The 16617-nt window shown below is 62.3% G+C and carries 13 protein-coding genes; 5 read left to right on the top strand and 8 right to left on the bottom strand.

What is annotated here, in order from left to right; genetic code table 11:
• Nucleotides 1-5: 5 nt before the first annotated feature.
• Nucleotides 6-1775, top strand: a complete 1770-nt coding sequence (locus EJC49_RS06250) for a glucan ABC transporter ATP-binding protein/ permease (RefSeq protein WP_126698608.1) — start codon at nucleotides 6-8, stop codon at nucleotides 1773-1775.
• A gap of 53 nt (nucleotides 1776-1828) precedes the next feature.
• On the opposite strand, the gene EJC49_RS06245 is transcribed toward EJC49_RS06250, so the two are convergent.
• Complete coding sequence (locus EJC49_RS06245; RefSeq protein WP_126698607.1) at nucleotides 1829-2848, bottom strand: 1-aminocyclopropane-1-carboxylate deaminase; 1020 nt, start codon at nucleotides 2846-2848, stop codon at nucleotides 1829-1831.
• A gap of 155 nt (nucleotides 2849-3003) precedes the next feature.
• Here EJC49_RS06245 and EJC49_RS06240 point away from each other — a divergent pair, with 155 nt between their 5' ends.
• The gene (locus tag EJC49_RS06240; RefSeq protein WP_126698606.1) at nucleotides 3004-3465 is read left to right on the top strand and encodes an Lrp/AsnC family transcriptional regulator; all 462 of its coding nucleotides are present in this window, start codon (nucleotides 3004-3006) and stop codon (nucleotides 3463-3465) included.
• A gap of 315 nt (nucleotides 3466-3780) precedes the next feature.
• Here EJC49_RS06240 and EJC49_RS06235 read toward each other — a convergent pair whose 3' ends face one another.
• From EJC49_RS06235 to EJC49_RS06200, 7 genes are all read right to left on the bottom strand, one after another.
• Nucleotides 3781-5160 (bottom strand): metallophosphoesterase, encoded by a 1380-nt coding sequence (locus EJC49_RS06235; RefSeq protein WP_170314637.1) that lies wholly within the window; start codon nucleotides 5158-5160, stop codon nucleotides 3781-3783.
• A 227-nt stretch (nucleotides 5161-5387) separates the two neighbouring features.
• Nucleotides 5388-5780, bottom strand: coding sequence for a hypothetical protein (locus EJC49_RS06230; protein ID WP_126698604.1), 393 nt, complete (start codon nucleotides 5778-5780; stop codon nucleotides 5388-5390).
• An 867-nt stretch (nucleotides 5781-6647) separates the two neighbouring features.
• Nucleotides 6648-7163: a hypothetical protein gene (locus tag EJC49_RS06225; protein ID WP_126698603.1), complete on the bottom strand. Its 516-nt coding sequence runs from the start codon at nucleotides 7161-7163 to the stop codon at nucleotides 6648-6650.
• A 47-nt stretch (nucleotides 7164-7210) separates the two neighbouring features.
• Complete coding sequence (locus EJC49_RS06220; RefSeq protein WP_126698602.1) at nucleotides 7211-8854, bottom strand: site-specific integrase; 1644 nt, start codon at nucleotides 8852-8854, stop codon at nucleotides 7211-7213.
• A 376-nt stretch (nucleotides 8855-9230) separates the two neighbouring features.
• The gene (locus EJC49_RS06215) at nucleotides 9231-11192 is read right to left on the bottom strand and encodes a hypothetical protein (protein ID WP_126698601.1); all 1962 of its coding nucleotides are present in this window, start codon (nucleotides 11190-11192) and stop codon (nucleotides 9231-9233) included.
• Nucleotides 11192-12445, bottom strand: coding sequence for a site-specific integrase (locus tag EJC49_RS06210; RefSeq protein WP_126698600.1), 1254 nt, complete (start codon nucleotides 12443-12445; stop codon nucleotides 11192-11194). Before EJC49_RS06210 ends, EJC49_RS06215 begins: the two co-directional genes overlap by 1 nt.
• A 1219-nt stretch (nucleotides 12446-13664) precedes the next feature.
• Nucleotides 13665-14504, bottom strand: a complete 840-nt coding sequence (locus EJC49_RS06200; protein ID WP_126698599.1) for a protein NO VEIN domain-containing protein — start codon at nucleotides 14502-14504, stop codon at nucleotides 13665-13667.
• Nucleotides 14505-14671: 167 nt separating this feature from the next.
• Here EJC49_RS06200 and EJC49_RS06195 point away from each other — a divergent pair, with 167 nt between their 5' ends.
• The 3 genes from EJC49_RS06195 to EJC49_RS25930 form a co-directional block, all read left to right on the top strand.
• Entirely contained in the window at nucleotides 14672-15421 is a 750-nt protein-coding gene (locus tag EJC49_RS06195) for an ImuA family protein (protein WP_245453291.1), read from the top strand.
• Nucleotides 15336-15884 (top strand): Y-family DNA polymerase, encoded by a 549-nt coding sequence (locus tag EJC49_RS25935; RefSeq protein ID WP_425358798.1) that lies wholly within the window; start codon nucleotides 15336-15338, stop codon nucleotides 15882-15884. The genes EJC49_RS06195 and EJC49_RS25935 overlap by 86 nt, the downstream gene beginning before the upstream one ends.
• Nucleotides 15827-16617 (top strand): DinB/UmuC family translesion DNA polymerase (locus tag EJC49_RS25930; protein WP_483458061.1); only part of this gene is annotated, 791 nt, incomplete at its 3' end. The genes EJC49_RS25935 and EJC49_RS25930, both read left to right, overlap by 58 nt.

The raw sequence follows: 16617 nt of genomic DNA, 5'->3' as shown, positions 1-16617 counted from the left end.
CGCACATGTCGTTGATCCAGATCTACTGGCGTACGCTACGCATGCTTGGAGCCGAACGCGGCAAGGTCGTGCTTATCTGCACGGCCAACGTGGTTCTGGCGGCCGTGTCGATCATCGAGCCGATCGCCTTCGGACGCATCGTCGACGCGGTCACCAGCAAGGAGGGCGTCGGCCAGTCGGTGGCGCTGTGGGCCGGGCTCGGCGTCTTCAACATCGTCGCCTTCGTCCTGGTGGCGCGCAGCGCCGACCGGCTCGCCCACAGGCGCCGCGGCGTGGTGATGACCGAGGCCTATGAGCGTCTGATGTCGATGCCGCTCGCCTGGCACCAGGAGCGTGGCACGTCGGTGTCGCAGCATACGTTGCTGCGCGCCCTGGAAGCCATGTTCACGCTCTGGCTCGAATTCATGCGCCAGCACATGGCCACCGCGGTGTCGCTGGTCCTCCTGGTGCCGACGGCCTTCACCATGGACCGGCGCATGTTCACCGTGCTCGTGGTGCTGGCGGTGCTGTATGTCGCCATCAACCGCATGGTGATGGCACGCACCCGCATGGGGCAGACGAGCGTCGAGCGCCACTATCATCGCGTCTTCTCCCACGTGTCCGATTCGGTCGGAAACGTCTCCGTCGTGCAGGGCTATGGCCGCGTGGCGGAGGAGGCGCGGCTGTTGCGCGAATACACCTCCGCCCTGATCGCCGCGCAGAACCCGGTGCTCGACTGGTGGGCGCTGGCGAGCGCGCTCAATCGCTTCGCCGCGACCCTGTCGATGATCGCCGTGATCCTGATCGGCGCCGTGCTGGTCGAGCGCGGCGAACTGCGGGTCGGCGACCTGATCGCCTTCACCGGCTTCGCCACGCTCCTGATCGGCCGGCTCGACCAGGTCACCGCCTTCTTCAGCCAGATCTTCGAGGCGCGCGCCAAGCTGGAGGACTTTTTCCGCATGGAAGACGCCGTCGACCTGCGCGCCGAGCCGGCGGGCGCGGTGGACCTGCCGAAGGTGCGCGGCGACGTGTCCTTCCGCGAGGTGTCGTACCGCTTTCCGGGCACCGGCGCGGGCGTGGCCGGGGTTTCGTTCGACGTGAAGGCGGGACAGACGGTGGCGATCGTCGGTCCGACCGGGTCGGGAAAGTCGACGCTGATCGGCCTGCTTCAGCGCGTGCGCGAGCCGCAGGCCGGCGCCATCCTGATCGACGGCATCGACATCGCGACCGTGACGCGGGCGTCGCTGCGCGGCCAGATCGCGACCGTCTACCAGGATGCCGGCCTGTTCGACCGCTCGATCGAGGCCAATATCCGCTTCGGCCGCGCGGCAGCGAGCCACGAGGAGGTTCACGAGGCCGCCTGCGCGGCCGCCGCACACGACTTCATCGTCCAGAAGACCAACGGCTACGAGACCGAGGCCGGCGAGCGCGGCAACCGTTTGTCGGGCGGCGAGCGCCAGCGCATCGCGATTGCGCGCGCGGTGCTGAAGGACGCGCCGATCCTCGTGCTCGACGAGGCGACCAGCGCGCTCGACGTCGAGACCGAGGAAAAGGTGCGCCAGGCGATCGACCGGCTGCGGCGCGACCGCACCACCTTCATCATCGCCCATCGGCTGTCGACGATCCGCGATGCCGACCTGATCGTCTTCCTGGAGAACGGGCGCGTGGCCGAAACCGGCACCTATGCCGATCTCGCCGCGCGGGGCGGGCGCTTCTCGGCGCTGCTGGCGGCGGGCGGCATGAGCGCCGACCTCGACCTTTCATCCTACGGCGAAGGCCAGATCGCGGCCGAGTGATCGGCCGCGGCCCCCGGCGGCGCTCCGCGCGCCTTCGCCGCCTGTCGCCCCGCTCAGCCCTCCTTGTAGTAGTAGCTGTAGCCGTTGAGGGCCGGCGCGCCGCCGAGATGGGCGTAAAGCACGCGGGATCCGTCGGGGAAGAAGCCCTTGCGGGTCAGATCGATCAGGCCCTGCATCGACTTGCCCTCGTAGACCGGGTCGGTGATCATCGCCTCGGTGCGCGCGGCAAGGCGAATGGCCTCGTTGGTCTCCTCCGACGGGACGCCATAGGCCGGGTAGGCATAGTCCGGGTTGATGACGATCTCGTCCTCGCGCACGGCGCGGCCGAGGCCGACCAGATCGGCGGTGTTGTCGACGATGGAGCGCACCTGCGCACGGGTCTGGTCGAGCGTGCCCGACGCGTCGATGCCGATGACGCGGTCGGCGCGGTCCTGCGCGGCGAAGCCCACGATCATGCCGGCCTGCGTGGAGCCGGTGACGACGCAGACGACGATGTAGTCGAAGGTGAAGCCGAGCGCCTTCTCCTGCTCCGCCACCTCCTCGGCGAAACCGACATAGCCGAGCGCACCGAACTTGTGCACCGACGCGCCGGCCGGGATCGCGTAGGGCTTGCCGCCGGCATCCTTCACCGACTGGATGGCGTCCTCCCAGCTCTTGCGGATGCCGATGTCGAAACCGTCGTCGACGAGGCGCGAATCGGCGCCCATCAGCCGGGTCATCAGGATGTTGCCGACCCGGTCGTAGACGGCGTCGTAGTGCGGCACCCATTTCTCCTGGATGACGACGCATTTCATGCCGATCTTGGCGGCGGTGGCGGCCACCATGCGGGTGTGGTTGGACTGCACGCCGCCGATCGACACCAGCGTGTCGGCGCCCGATGCGATGGCGTCGGGCACGATGTATTCGAGCTTGCGCAGCTTGTTGCCGCCCATGGCCAGCCCCGAATTGCAATCGTCGCGCTTGGCCCAGACCTCGACCTTGCCGCCGAGCGCGGCCGAGAGGCGCGGCAAGTGCTCGACCGGCGTCGGACCGTAGGTGAGGGGGTATCGTTCGAACTTTTCCAGAAGGGACATAACGCAGGCTCCATGGCGATTGTGGCGCGGATCCTAGGGCAAGACAGGCGAAATGTGCTCCCGAAATGGAGGCGCGGACTTCCTCCTTTCGGCAATGCGGATTATCTTTCGCGCCGAATGTTCCGGAAGTGAAGCGTATTTGGGAAGGATCTTCCATGGCGGCACTCGACCGCGTCGACCTGCGCATCCTGCGCGCCTTGCAGGGCGAGGGCCGGCTGAGCAATGCGGAGCTGGCGGCGCGGGTGAACGTGAGCCCCGCGACCTGCCACCGGCGCACGCAGCGCCTGTTCGACGAGGGCTTCGTCACCGGGGTCCGTGCCGAGGTGGCGCCGGGCGCCGTCGGGCTCGGCGCGCTGGTGATGGTGGGCGTGGTGCTCGACCGCTCGACGCCCGAGAGCTTTGCCGCCTTCGAAGGGGCCGTGCTGGAGATGAAGGAGGTGCTGGACTGCAACCTGGTGGCCGGCGACTTCGACTATCTCCTGAAGATCCGCGTCCGCGACATGGCCGATTTCAACAAGCTGCACGGCCAGAAGCTGATCGCGCTGCCCGGCGTGCGCCAGACGCGCACCTTCTTCGTGATGAAGGAGGTGAAGGAGAACGCCCGCCTGCCGTTCTGAGGGGGCTCGTTGCGTCCGCGTCGTGGGTGAACGAGTTCGCCGGCCTTGAGACGTCGAGTTCCGTCGCGCGCCCCTCTGGCCTGCCGGCCGGGGCGAGCCACGGGTCTCGCCCGTCCTTCGGACCCCCCCACGGGTGGGGAGATCGGCAGTTCCGGCCTCGGCGCGTATCCTGCACTGCTAACGATTGGCGAAGGCGGCAACGCGCGTGATCTCCCCACCCGTGGGGGAGATGGCCGGCAGGCCAGAGGGGGGCGCCGTCGGGCGTAAGCTCGACACGCAGCCCACCCGTCAAGCGCTCGGCTCTGATGATCGCCCTCAGACACCCTTGGCGAGGTGCGCGGCGATCAGCGCCTTCAGCTCCAGCCCCTCGACCTTCTCGAAGGCGATGTCGGTGGTGCCGAGATAGGCCTCCTGGTTCTGCGCCGTCCAGCCATTGACGGCCAGGCGATAGGTTTTCGCCGGATCCACGTCGATGGCGGCGACGTGGACATAGTCGCCGGTCATGCCGTCGAGCGTCTCGGCCATGAACTGGTTGGCGCGCGACAGCATGGCGGCGAGCTGCTCGCCCGAGATGGAGGCGACGCTGACGCCGCCGCCGAAGCGCACGAAGGCGTCGTAATCGTAGCGGGTGAGGGGGCCGGCGGCGAGCGGCGCGCCGAAGGTGGTATGGCCGAGGAGCGCGACGTCGGCCTCGGTGGCCTGGCGCAGCGCCTCGGTGGCGATGAGGATCGATTCGTGCAGGTCGAAGGCGCGCGGCAGCTCGGCGATGATTTCGCGGTCCTCGTCGGTCAGATGCTCGGCCTTCATCGCCTCGATGATCGCGGCCAGCGCCTCGTCGCCGCCGGTCGGCGCGACGTCCTCCGTGCGGTAGGTCGCGGCCACGGCGTCGGTGCCCTTCGACAGCTCGACGATGCCGATCTTGCGGCCCCAGCTGGCGCCGTGGAAATAGGTCTTGCCGTCCAGCACCATGTCGAGATCGAGATGGTCGTGCGCGCCCTGGATGATGGTGCCGGAAGGCAGCGTGTCGAGGAAGCTCTTGTCCGGCGTGACGCCGGCATGGCTCATGACCAGGCTGACGTCGGCATCGGCGCGCGAGCCGGGCAGGGCGTCGGTGACGAAGCGGGCGGTGTCGAGGAAGGTCAGCGTGTCGCGCACTGGCTGGCGGTAGACGAAGGGGTTGGTGGCGGCGAGGCCGAACAGCGACACGTCGATGCCGCCGAGCCCGAGCCGGGCGTCGAAGGGGGCGAAGAAGCGGCCGGTACGCTTGTCGACGAGGTTGGAGATCACCTGCACGCCGGCGCGGTTGGCGCGGGCGACGAAGCTCGTCATGTCGTCGAGGATCGCCGTCTCGTGGTTGCCGAGGTTGAGCACCACCGGCATTTCGGCCGCCACGGCCTCGAGGAAGGCCCAGTCGGCCGCGCCGCTCGACTTGAGGCAGACGGCATTGCCGCGCTCGAACACGTCGCCGTTGATCAGCAGCGCCGCCGGCTTTCCGGCTTCGGCGCGCAGCGACCTGAGCCGCGCCAGCAGCGCTGGCAGGCGGGCATAGGGCGCATGCAGGTCGGCGATGGTGAACAGCACGGCATCGCCGCTAGACTGGGCGCGCGCGACGGCCGGAACCATGGCGGCGACAGCGGAGGCGGCGAGGCCCTGGAGGACGAGACGGCGGCTGACGACGAAGGACGGGCGGTTCATGGGGCACTCCGGACGGTGGTCTTGAATGACCGCCTCTGTGGGGCGGCTCCACGACGGGAGTATGACACGGGTGGAGGGAAGGCGGGAGGGTGTGGTTTGGGGGGCTATGCCGGACTGGTTGCGAAGGGATCCACGCACATCACCCCCAGGGGGACGGGGATCCATGACACGGAGGGGGTGGTTAGGACGGGACGGTGGTGGATGTTGCGATGATTGGTTTCTTTTTCTTACAGTACCCGCGACTCGCCATCTCTTGGGGCGTCGTCAGTAAGATCATCGATCTCTTTCTTGATGTAGTCGGATATTATCAATTTCTTTGAATATTTTGATCTTGTGATATAATTTGCCGCATCGGCATCAAATTTTCCACTATTGCTAGTGATAACTTTGTCGACGGCCGCAATAATTTTTGACCATTCTTCATCCGAAATATGCCTATCTTTTATTATCGATCTTAGTTCTGTGTACTTGAATCTATTCCAGATATCGCTTGAGTCGAGCTTGCTTACGAGGTAGTTGTGCCTCATAGATTTTGAAATAAACTGACGGCTTACTAGAATCCCTAGGACAGCGCCGGCAAGGCTTACCGCAAGTTCGATTGCAATGGGAAATGGGGCCACTGCTATGCTCCTTGGGTTTCTGTATTATCCGAATTCTTGTTCTTCGACCGATGTAAGTCGAAGAAGGGTATTAACTCGACCATATGCATCTGTCTGCGTTGAGCAACATGAAGAGCTCCGAAGAAACCCATCATCAGAAGCGCTCCGTAATACATTGTCTCCGTAAATCGCGTCAGACGGGAGACAGACCTATTTTCTGGTACTGAAGCCGCGTCGACTAGAGTTTCCTCTGATTCAGCGAATGACGCAAATTTTTTAGCGGTCACCGCCGTCGACGTCACGTGTTGTGAGCCCAATCTTGAAGTCGTTTCTCCGAAGCAGAATAGCAGAGCGGCGATGCACATCAGGCCTATCAACAGCAGTGAAAACCTTCTCGCGGAGAACGCAAGAGACATGATGTACAACGCGCCGGAGAGGAAAACTGTTTGGTGAGTCAGTCTGCTCGAGAAAAGAAGCTCTATCAGCAGAGGTGCCCAAGGTGCAACAACAGTGATCCCGATAGACCACCAAAACTGCTCGGAAGGCGATGCAAGTCCTTCCACCTTATTCGAGGCTTGCGACATTGAGCAAGTATATCCATGGACGTTTCAAACGCTAAAAGCACATTCGATCATGTCACGTCAACAGTCAACAACTAAGCTCAGCTGCACCCTGACGTCGAGCCTGTCTTCCATTCATACCCTGGTGCTGGAACCCAGGCGCAGGAAGGCATTGCGCCGTTCCTACTCGCAAAAATACTCGCGATCACAACGCAGAAATTGCTCTCGGTTGACTCCATGGCTTGAAGGGGCGAGTGACCACGGCAGGGGCGGGAGTTCGGGGAGATGCGATGGACCTGCGCCGATCTGCACGATGGATTGAGCGACGCTAGCCGAGAATGTGAATGCCTGCCTCCGTCAGGAGCCCCAGCAGCCGATCGTTCTGGGCGCGCAAGTCATTCGCGATTTTTTCTAGCTCGACGACTCGGTTCTGGGCTTCGATATGCTCAAGCTCTGCTTCGACCCAGGCCTGCTTGATGCCCACAAGCTGCGCCCTTAGCGCCGACCAATCGGCGGAGCGATCTGTATGCTGTGGTCCACCACGGTCGTTGATAGGAAAATAGCGGCCGGACTTCACCCGGCGAAGAACGCGCTTTATCAGCTTCTTGTGGTGTGCCTTCTGCTTTTCGCGGAGGAGGTTGCCTCCCTGCTTTTCGAGAAATCGCTCGCTTAGCCCGGCTCGTTTCAGGACATCCGCGATCTTCGGTGCGCCGGCGGAGAATGGATAGGTGCCACCGTGCTGCTTTACCTCAGCGAGGATCTTTCTCAGTGCCCATCGGATCCGCTCAGTAGTGGGAAGCTCGGAAGGCGCAACAGGCACGAATACCCGACGGACACGTTGCACGCCCTTCGTTGGTGCGGATGGCCCGCGAGACTTATGCGGCCGTTCACTCAGCGTCGGTTGCTCCAGATTTCAGCCGCTATTGGGCTGGAAGCTAGGAATTCGTCGCGAACATCTGGCCACCTCTGGAGATTGGCGAGGATCTTCCCTCGAATGTGCTGGGAGGCGAGAGGCATCTCCGACACCTCGGCATACTCGCGCAGCAAACCAACGATTTGATCGCGACACTCGATGCGGGCGGAGGCGAGTTCGAGCCGACTTTCGCAGGACGAGCGGCAAGATCCGGTGTCTGGAAGTCCGCGCCCTTTTGTGCACGGGCCAAACTGTCCGGGCGCTTTCGTGCAAAGTACACCAGGACGGACGAGTGTGCACTGCAAACCGCGTCCGGAAAGGATACGCACGGCTTCATCAATATTGTCGGTGCCCAGGACGTCAATTCCCCGGCGCATCGCCATTTCAGTGAGCCCATCACGAAGCGGTTGCGCAGCTCCGCCGCCGGCCAGGCCCTGAACGGTGTCTTCGACCGCAGTCCTGACCAGCAACTCGGATGCCTCTTCCGCAACCTTCATCACTTCCCCAACGAGGTCCTCGACAGAAAGCAGATAGTGAAGCAGTGCTTCGAGATTGTCGTGGCCAAGCATGTCCTGGAGTACCTGCATGGACTGGACTATTGCCAAGGCCACCAGCCGCACAAGTGTATGCCGCCAGCGATGAGCGTGAGGACGCCCGTTGCAATCACCCTCAAGACCCAGGTGTTCGACTGCGGCGACCATTGGCTCCGTCATGTTGGCCAAAGGACCACCTTTCCCACTGCCCTTGTGGTCCTGGAGCTGCACCCAAAGGTGGCTTTGGCCTTCCGGTCTGATGACAGAGGCGAGCTTTTCCTGCAGATCCAGTGCTCTGGTAGCTAGGGGATGCAGGGGCCAGTCTCGTGCCCGTCCTCCAAAAGCTCGCTCTGTCTTGCGTAGCACACTCCGCATCCGGTCTTTCGCAATGGAGGCGGTGTTGTGCTCGGCGCCGGCAATCTCATTATGGCGAGCTGCAGTGCAGAATGCGTCAAGTGTGAACGCAAGAGCTTGGATCACACCAATCATCAGAAGAAGCGAGCTTAGGTTTGGGGGTGGCCATTGATCAGAGAACTCGTAGCTCTGGCGATTTATTCTCTGCTTGATTGAGAACGGCAGATTCTGAAAATTATCCCTCTTCCATCCGAAACTAGCTATTATTTTATTCTTTCGCAGTTTTAGCTGCTCGTCGGTCAGGTCAGGTTCGTCTGTTTCTAGCTTCTCCATTAAAGACCAGCACTCGATCGATTGCTCCGCAATATTCTCGAATATCCATATTGCGCGGCGTATTATGGATACAACGAATCGATCTTCGAAGTGTTTTTGTTCGTCGGTAGATTTCGATCGCGAACTGTTTTTGGGCGCTGTCTGTTGATTATGGTTCTTTTCCTTGTGACTTCCCTCAATCGCGTTGGCCTGGGCCTTGGGAGGATCTTGGGTTTTAGCAAGGTCAGGTATCAACCCGCGCTCTGCGCCAAGCCGCAATCGCCTGAAGATCGTGTTGATATCAGCCCGTGTCCGCTCACATCTTGAGATGAGCGGAATAGACGCGGGAAGGTGCTTCTCGAGCTGCCAGATGTTGCCCAGGGAAGGCGGTGCCATCGAAATCAGATGCTTGATGGTCCGCAAGAATATCCCAGTGGTCGTAAGCCAGCTTGAAGGCCCCAAGCCTTGGTCACCCCTCTTGCCATCATGCGGGAGCCATAGCACCAGGAGGGCTCGACGCATGTTCTCCTCGCGTTGCGTTGCGACGGCATCAGATAGGACGCCAGCAACGAGCGCATCGCCGAGAAGTGGGTCGCGCTGTCGCGAACTGAGCCGGCGCATATTTCCGGGTGGGAGGTATTCTTCCGGGACGACTATGATCTTGTCGCCAAGTCTGGATCCCGGAAATAGCTCCATCTTGCACAGCGTAGGCCAGTCCAATTTCGCCAGCTGGCTGAAGTGACCCGTCGCCTCGAGGAGACCACTCCTCCACGTGTTCAGTCCGTCTCCAACGACGTCTCTAGTAGGCAGGGTAGACATCGAACACCATCACCTCTCCAGCCTGCAATGCGCGCTTACGGGCGTGGTATACGAGCCGGACACGCTCCGGATCGAACTGTCGCAAGGTCGCGGAGATCGACCGCTCTTCATCCTCAAGAGAGGTGCCTTTCCACGCCGCCAGCGGCCTCGTTGACCTTTCATGGTGGAGGTCCGCCAACGTGGTGGCGAGGCGCTGCATGCTGTCTTCGAAGACGATCCCATGGGAACAACCTGTGCACCGTTGCACGCGGCATAGCTCCCCCTTCGCGTGATCCGGATCGACCCCTTTCGGAGGTTCATAGGGGGCCAAGCAACCCATGTTGAGGCGCGTCCGATTCCGGATGTCGCTCAGCAAGTCGGCCTGTTCCTGCGTAAAGCGCCCCGTCTCTATCAGTATCCTGAGCCGCGTAGGATCAAGTCTACCCTCTTGGATTTCGGAGAACGCATATGTCTGAAGCTCACGGACTTGGCTCTCACTGCTGCGCTGATAGCGATGCCGAGCGAGGTAGTAGCGTAGGCTCCTCGAGTTGCGATGGTTAGCCGCATACTGCGCCATTACAGCTTCGCCTGTCGTTATGTGCGCATAGTTTATCCAGGCATCGCGCGCTTGCGATGTTGAGATTGTCCCAAGATAGGGATGATCGCTGATCAGGTCGTGCTTCAGCGCGACAGCACGGATGAACGTATTCAGTGCTGATACGGTCTTTATCGAGCTGAACCAGCCAATCTCACCGCCTTTCCCTAGGGATACAAACAACCACGGGCTTTTCGTACCTTCTTCCAGCTTGTTGATTTCCCTTGCCAGGGTGGGGCTTGGTTTCTGCGTATGCTGCTCGCGGAGCGCCTCAAGACGCCTAATAAGTGTACGACGCAGGGGAGCGGTCCGTTGGACAAGCTTCTCGATAATGGAAGGTGGGTGAAATTCGGCATTGGGATTGCAGATGGCTTGCTGGTGTCGATCCGCGCGTTCCTTCCATGCATGCATCAATACCCGGTCGGGTGCATGCGGATGGACTTCTCGCCACGTCTCTTTCCGCGATACATCAATGCCTGCTAAGGTCGCCAGGTTCCAGCCCGTGTGTAGCGCGACAAGCCAGAAGTAGATTGCTGTGTCGTACAGCCCCGGAAAGAACCAACGAAGTTTTCCCACATAGCCTTCCGATCCTCGGGGGGACATCGTCGGCGGCAAGTATGAGGGACCAGACACAATTCCTTTGGATGAATACAGAAGGCCCGTGGCGTTGTAGACGCTGAGCTCACTTTTGAACGGAATCGTCTCGGTGGTTAGCTCATGGACCAGCCAGGCATGGTTCCTTGGCTTCGACCACGCCGCAGCACGATCATCACCTACTCGGGGGTCGCGGCCATCATTTGCTAGACGCTCCCCCTCGCGGAACATTGCGCTGACCTCACGCGCTTCTTTGCGCAGGGCCATGCTCAGCCTCTGTATGCCGACGTAGTCTGGCTCCGGAACCTCGGATGGCCGATCGGGATCGCGTGCTGGCCAGATGAGGCGTGGCAGGCCTACGAGCTTCCGCCCGTCAACAACAAACTTCTTTATGTTCTTGTAGACGTCCGATGAGGTTATTTTTCGATCGCCTAGCCAGCGCTTCAGTTGCGAACCGTGCACTTCGGTCAAATCCGCCAAATCGCTCACGGCAGGAAGATCGCGACGCTCGTCCAAGAAACGAAAGAAATGGCGGGTGCATCCGACGCGCTTGTCCAGGCTAGCATCGCTCAACTGGTCCCGTTCAAGGAAGAGCTTGAACTGCAAGGCGAGGCGCGGGCGCCCTTCAAAATCGCCCGACCACCTCCTGGCCTCATTCCGAGGAGTTCCGCCAACGAAAAACTCGGTGATGTCGTATGGGTACACGATCCCGGCCGGATCGCGGATGCTTGCAAAGTGCTGGCCGATGGAGATTGAGTTCGTCAACTTGGCCATCACTCGTCCCCGTCAAGGAACGCGGCGTAACTGTCGGCCACCTCGACCAGCTGGTACGACTCCGCGATCCATGTAAGGTATCGGTCGGTCGTCGTTTCCGAGACGTGCCCGAGCCTTTTCCGCAGCATGTTGATCCAGAACGAAGTCCGATCAGTTACCCAGCTCGGTTTCATCCTCTGCAGGGTATTGCCGGAGATCGCAGCGTCGTGACGCAAGCCCGCGAGAACGAAACTGCAGGCGTAATCATGCCGCGCAAGATGCGGATACCAGACAACCGGACCACCCTGCGTCTTGACCTTGAAGCAGCTGTAGATGGTTGCCTGAGATAGAGGCGTGCCCTCAAAACCGCGCGAATCGGAAACGAACAGGGGCCCAGTGTCCCGACGAGAGGGGGAGACCAGATGGCACCGCCGCTCATCGATCCACTCCCTGACCATGAGCGCGAAGTTAAGGGGAATGGCGACGATTCGCTCCTTGTCGCCTTTTCCACCGAACAACTTCATGGGCACGTCGCGCCGCCCGGTCCGTTGGGCCTCAAGTATCGCGCTTCGTGATGGCCATTGTTCAACCCGCAATGCCGCCTGTTCGAAACCCCGTACGCCGATCTCAACGATGGACCTGCTCGCCAGCATCTTGGCCTCGCCCAACCGCTTTCTTACGGCCGCGTACCACGCGAGCTTCTGCGCAGGTGTAGGGAGACTGAGGGTCGGAATCTGATCACCAGACTCTCGCACACGTCCTGTGCGGGCATAAACAAAGACGTCGCCCTCCGTGCCTCGGTAAGGCACTCTTACCAGCTTCGATGTGACATCAAATGTTGCGCGAAGGCCCTGATCAGAGCGCCACATAATATAGAAGGTCGCTACGTCCGCTCTTTGGTTTCGAGTTGCACCACCGACGGTCGGCCGCTGTTGCGACGGGCGAAAGGCGATCATGTTGTCCTGGTAGGAAAGGACGTCTTCATAGTCCATCCGGTCGACGTCGATTCCCCCGGCCTCCGCCCAGTTAAGAAAGTGCGCGAGCCTGTCGGCCTCGCCTTTGCTGGTGGTCGGGCGCTTCCCTTCGCGCTTCGCGCCGGTCGGCCCTTCTTTGTATTCGGGGACCCAGCGACCGCGGTATCGGTCTCTCAAGTATCGGTTCGGTTCGTGTCCGTAGCCTTTTGCATCATGAAACAGAGAACAGCACCCAGCGATCGCCGGGTAGCCGAGCTCGCTTAGCCGATCCGCGTCTGGGATGAACACCCGCCATGTCATCGCGACGTCTCTTTCGGCGTTGTCACATGGTGCCTGCACGAGACGCACTCTCGTGAGCGACAGCCGGACGTGGGCCGGGGCGGGCTACACCGCCCGTACGTCGGAGGAGTGTGGAATTGACCCCCATGCAGGAGGTAGGCAACCAGGGTCGCGTTCATCTCGTGCCTCCATCGCAGGAAGCTCCGTTTCGTCTTGTCGGGCATCCGGCCTCACCTCCTTGCCTATCTCCCATAATACTGACCGGCAGCCACCCAGATGGCAAGCGAGAAAAAAGGCCAGTAACCACATGAATTGCTTGAAGGATTCGACGTTCAAGTGCTCAAGGATTCCCGCAAATCTGCCCCAGGATTCCGTCGAGGATTCGCCAACTTTGGGCCTGGAAGGGAACGGCGATCTCACCCAAGAAAACCCGTGCAAAAACAACGCGCCTCAAGGATTCCCCCGCGAGAGACACTCGGTACCGGGTGATGACGACCATTTGTGTTGAATGGTCTGGCATGCCGTATCTCGGGCGGGAGGGGCGGCGCCGGTTTTATGGCTGCAATCGTGGCAGCGGAGCAGCCCTCCCAGCGACTCGATGAACTCCGAGCGCGCCCGCGTCGCGGCGACGTAGAGGAGCTGCCGTTCGGTCGCGATCACTTCGTCCAGCTCGAAGGCGTCGGCGACGTCCGCGACACGCGCCGCCAGTGGAGGGGACGTTCTTGTCGCAGGCGACGACTGCGACGGCGTCACGTTCGTCGGCCTCGTCCTCGGCGATCATGACCTCCGGCTCGATGCCTTTGAACGCCGACACTGTGCCGCGACGGTCCTACTCGAGCCCGTCGACGTCACGGACGGTCCGGGGGCAGGAGCGGGTCGGCCAGCTGCCGGACTTGCTGCGAGGTGCGGTAGTTGACCTTCAGCGTGACCGAGCGTCCGCGCACGTCGATGTCAAGACAGAGCCAGGAGAACGGTTGCTGGAAGATGCGCTGGCCGATGTCTCTGGCGAAGAACAGCGCGTCGGGTCTGTCCGGCGCAATCGCGGGAGAAAGCGGAGCTCGGAGACGCCGAGATCCTGTGCCTCGTCCACCCCGATGTCGGTAAGGGCTTTTCCTCCCGGGCGGCGTGAGATCCCAGGATGTGGGGGAAGCCGCGCAAGGCCTGGAATGGTCGTCTTCGACTTCCATGGAACGACGTCGCGAACTCGAAACCGAGCAAGTAGCCGACTTTCCTGGCCAACCTATCGGAGCGTCGCCAGAAAGCTGGTCGGTGTCAGCGCGACGTGGCTTTCCAGCGGCGGATAGAGCTCGAACGCTTTCGGCTCCCGTGAGAAATTCCAGAGCCGCAGGAGGCACCAATCGGAGCGTCGCTGCTCGGAGACGGAGAGCTCGTTTCTGGAAATGTGGAAGGGCGTTCGCTCCCAGCCGTTGGTCGTCTTCACCTCGATCAGGCGTTCCCGCCCGTCGGGCAGGAATGACGCGATGTCGAAGCCCGCGCCGTCGCCATCCACATCCGAGACCCAACGGACACGCTCGGCCAGATCGCTTCGGCCAGATTGAGTGAGGGTCTGCCATTCATGCCGGACCACGAGCTCCTCACCGCAACGGCCGAGCACGCGGTTCCGCTCGTCGCGTTCAGCCACATCATACCGCCCGGCGATGGCCATGGTCTGTTGCAACTCGGTCGGATCGGGGTGGTTCGAAAGCGTCGGCGCAGGTCCGATCCACAGCGAAGGCGGCTCGTCCATTTCTGTCGCGGAACTCGACGCGCCAGCCGGCGGGCGCACGAGCCAGTCCGGATGCGTGTCCAGCCAGTCGACGACGGCTGACTCGAGCGCTCGTTGGTAGTTGAAGGCGGGCCTGTAGCCGTCGATCCAAGTTTCGCCCAAGCCCTTCAGGATGGCGCTGATGTTCTGGTGCTTGTACTCGATCGATCCACGGCCGCGTCCAGTCAGGCTCTGCAGTGCCCGATTCCGCTCTGCCTTGCTAAAGGGCTTCCCCGAGAGCTCCATCGCCAGCATGCCGAAGTAGTCGGCGACGATCGCCGCGTTTTCCTGATCTGACCATTCCCCACCCACCATGCTCGCGACCGTATAGAGACCTGACCGTTTCGGGAACTCCTGTACTCACCTGCGCAGTTCGCTTCGCGAGGGCGGCACGTGGCTGCCAGCTCCGACGAAGGATTTTGACTCGACGTCCGAACCAGAACGAAATAGGAACATTATCCGCAACAGGTATGGTGAGGGCGATGTCCAAGGCGGACGTTGCAGCGCTGCGTTCAACGATCGCAGCGCTCGAGGTCGGCCGCCGGCAGGCAAAGGAGGTCTTGCCGTTCGGGCTGAACGAGGTCGACGGGAAGCTCCCGGGCGGCGGACTTTCGCTTGGAGCGCTGCACGAGGTGGCGGGTGGCGGAAACGGTGCCGTGGACGGCGCCGCCGCGGCCCTGTTCGCGGCAGGGATCGCGGCCAGAACGAACGGACGAATCCTATGGTGCCTCACGAGACCCGATCTCTTTGCTCCAGCCATCGCCCAGGCGGGGCTCTCGCCGGACCGCGTGATCTATGTCGAGGCCGAAGACGAGAAGGCGGTGCTGGCCTGCATGGAGGAAGGCCTGCGGCATGGCGGTCTGGGTTGCGTCGTAGCCGAGGTAGCCCATCTGTCGATGACCGCCTCACGAAGGCTGCAGCTCGCGGCAGAGGGATCGAACACGATGGGCCTCGCAGTCCGTCGATGGCGGCGCCAGTCGGAGGCATCGGATTTCGGGCAGCCGACGGCAGCGTCGACGCGTTGGCGCGTATCGGTGCTGCCGTCACGCCCGTTGCCCGTGCCCGGGGTCGGTCGCCATCGCTGGCTGGTGGAGTTGATCAGGGCGCGCGCAGGCGAGAGCGCGGACTTCGAACTGGAAGCCTGCGATGACCAGGGTCGTCTCGGTCTTCCTTCCCAAGTGGAGCATCGATCGGCACAGACGGGTCTCGGGCGGCGCTACGCAGCCGGATAGCGCTCCGCTCGTGCTGGCAGGTTCGGATGGACGCAGGAGGATCGTCATGGCTGCCGATGACGTGGCGATACGGCAGGGCCTGCGGCCCGGAATGCCGCTGGCCAAGGCGCAGGTTCTGGTGCCCGGCCTGCGAATCGAGAATGCCGACCCGACAGGTGATATCGACGCACTGGAGCGGCTGGCATTCTGGGCGCTGCGATACTCGCCCGTCGTCGCCGCGGACGTGCCGGACGGGATTGTCCTCGACGTCGAGGGCGCGGCGCACTTGCTGGGCGGCGACGAAGGTCTCGCGCGTGACCTTCATGCGCGCCTTAGCGCCGCGAGCTACACCTGCCAGATCGGCATAGCAGACACATGCCCATCAGCATCATCCCAAGGATTCCGCTCGAGCGAGTGCTTGCTCCGATGCCGATTGCAGCACTCAGACTCGACCCGGCGCTGGTCGCCGAGCTGCGCTCCCTAGGATTCGAGCGGGCCGCGGACCTGTTGACCCAGCCACGGGCGCCACTGACGCTGCGCTTCGGCCCGCAGATCTGGCGGCGGATCGACCAGGCACTGGGTTCGGTGTCGGAACCGATCGATCCGGTGCGCCCGGCCGACATGATCGAGGTGCGGCGCGCCTTTGCGGAACCGATTGGCGCAGCCGAGACGATCAAGCGGTACATCGCGCAGCTCGTCGAACAGCTCTGCGGGCGGCTGGAAGAACGGGGCCAGGGCGCGCGCCGCCTCGACCTCGTGTGCCATCGCGTCGATGCCCAGCAGCAATCCGTGCGGATCGGGACGGCCGTCCCCACCCGAGAGCGAAAGCGCCTCGTGCGAATGCTCTCCGACAAGGTGGCTGAGATCGAGCCAGGCTTCGGCATCGAGCTGATGGCGCTGGCCGCCACTTGGACGCAGGCCATGGAGCCGTCCCAAGGTCTCTCGTCCTTGATCGATCCCTCCGCGCCTGACGTCTCCGACCTCGTCGACATCCTCGCAAACCGTGTGGTCGAGGACCGGCTTTACCGCGTGGCGCCCGTGCCCAGCGACGTCCCGGAACGGAGCGTCGAAAGGATTCCCGCGCTTTCACCTGATCGCGATTCCTCCTGGTCTGGCAACTGGCCACGGCCCTCGCGTCTACTGGCGTGTCCGGAGCCGATCGAGACGGTGGCCCTCCTTCCCGATCATCCCCCAGCCTTCTTCACGTGGCGTGGCGT

The sequence above is a fragment of the Aquibium carbonis genome (genome assembly GCF_003970795.1).
GTDB lineage: Bacteria > Pseudomonadota > Alphaproteobacteria > Rhizobiales > Rhizobiaceae > Aquibium > Aquibium carbonis.
The sequence above is the reverse complement of the archived record's forward strand: the minus strand, read 5'-3'. Positions and strand labels throughout refer to the sequence as shown.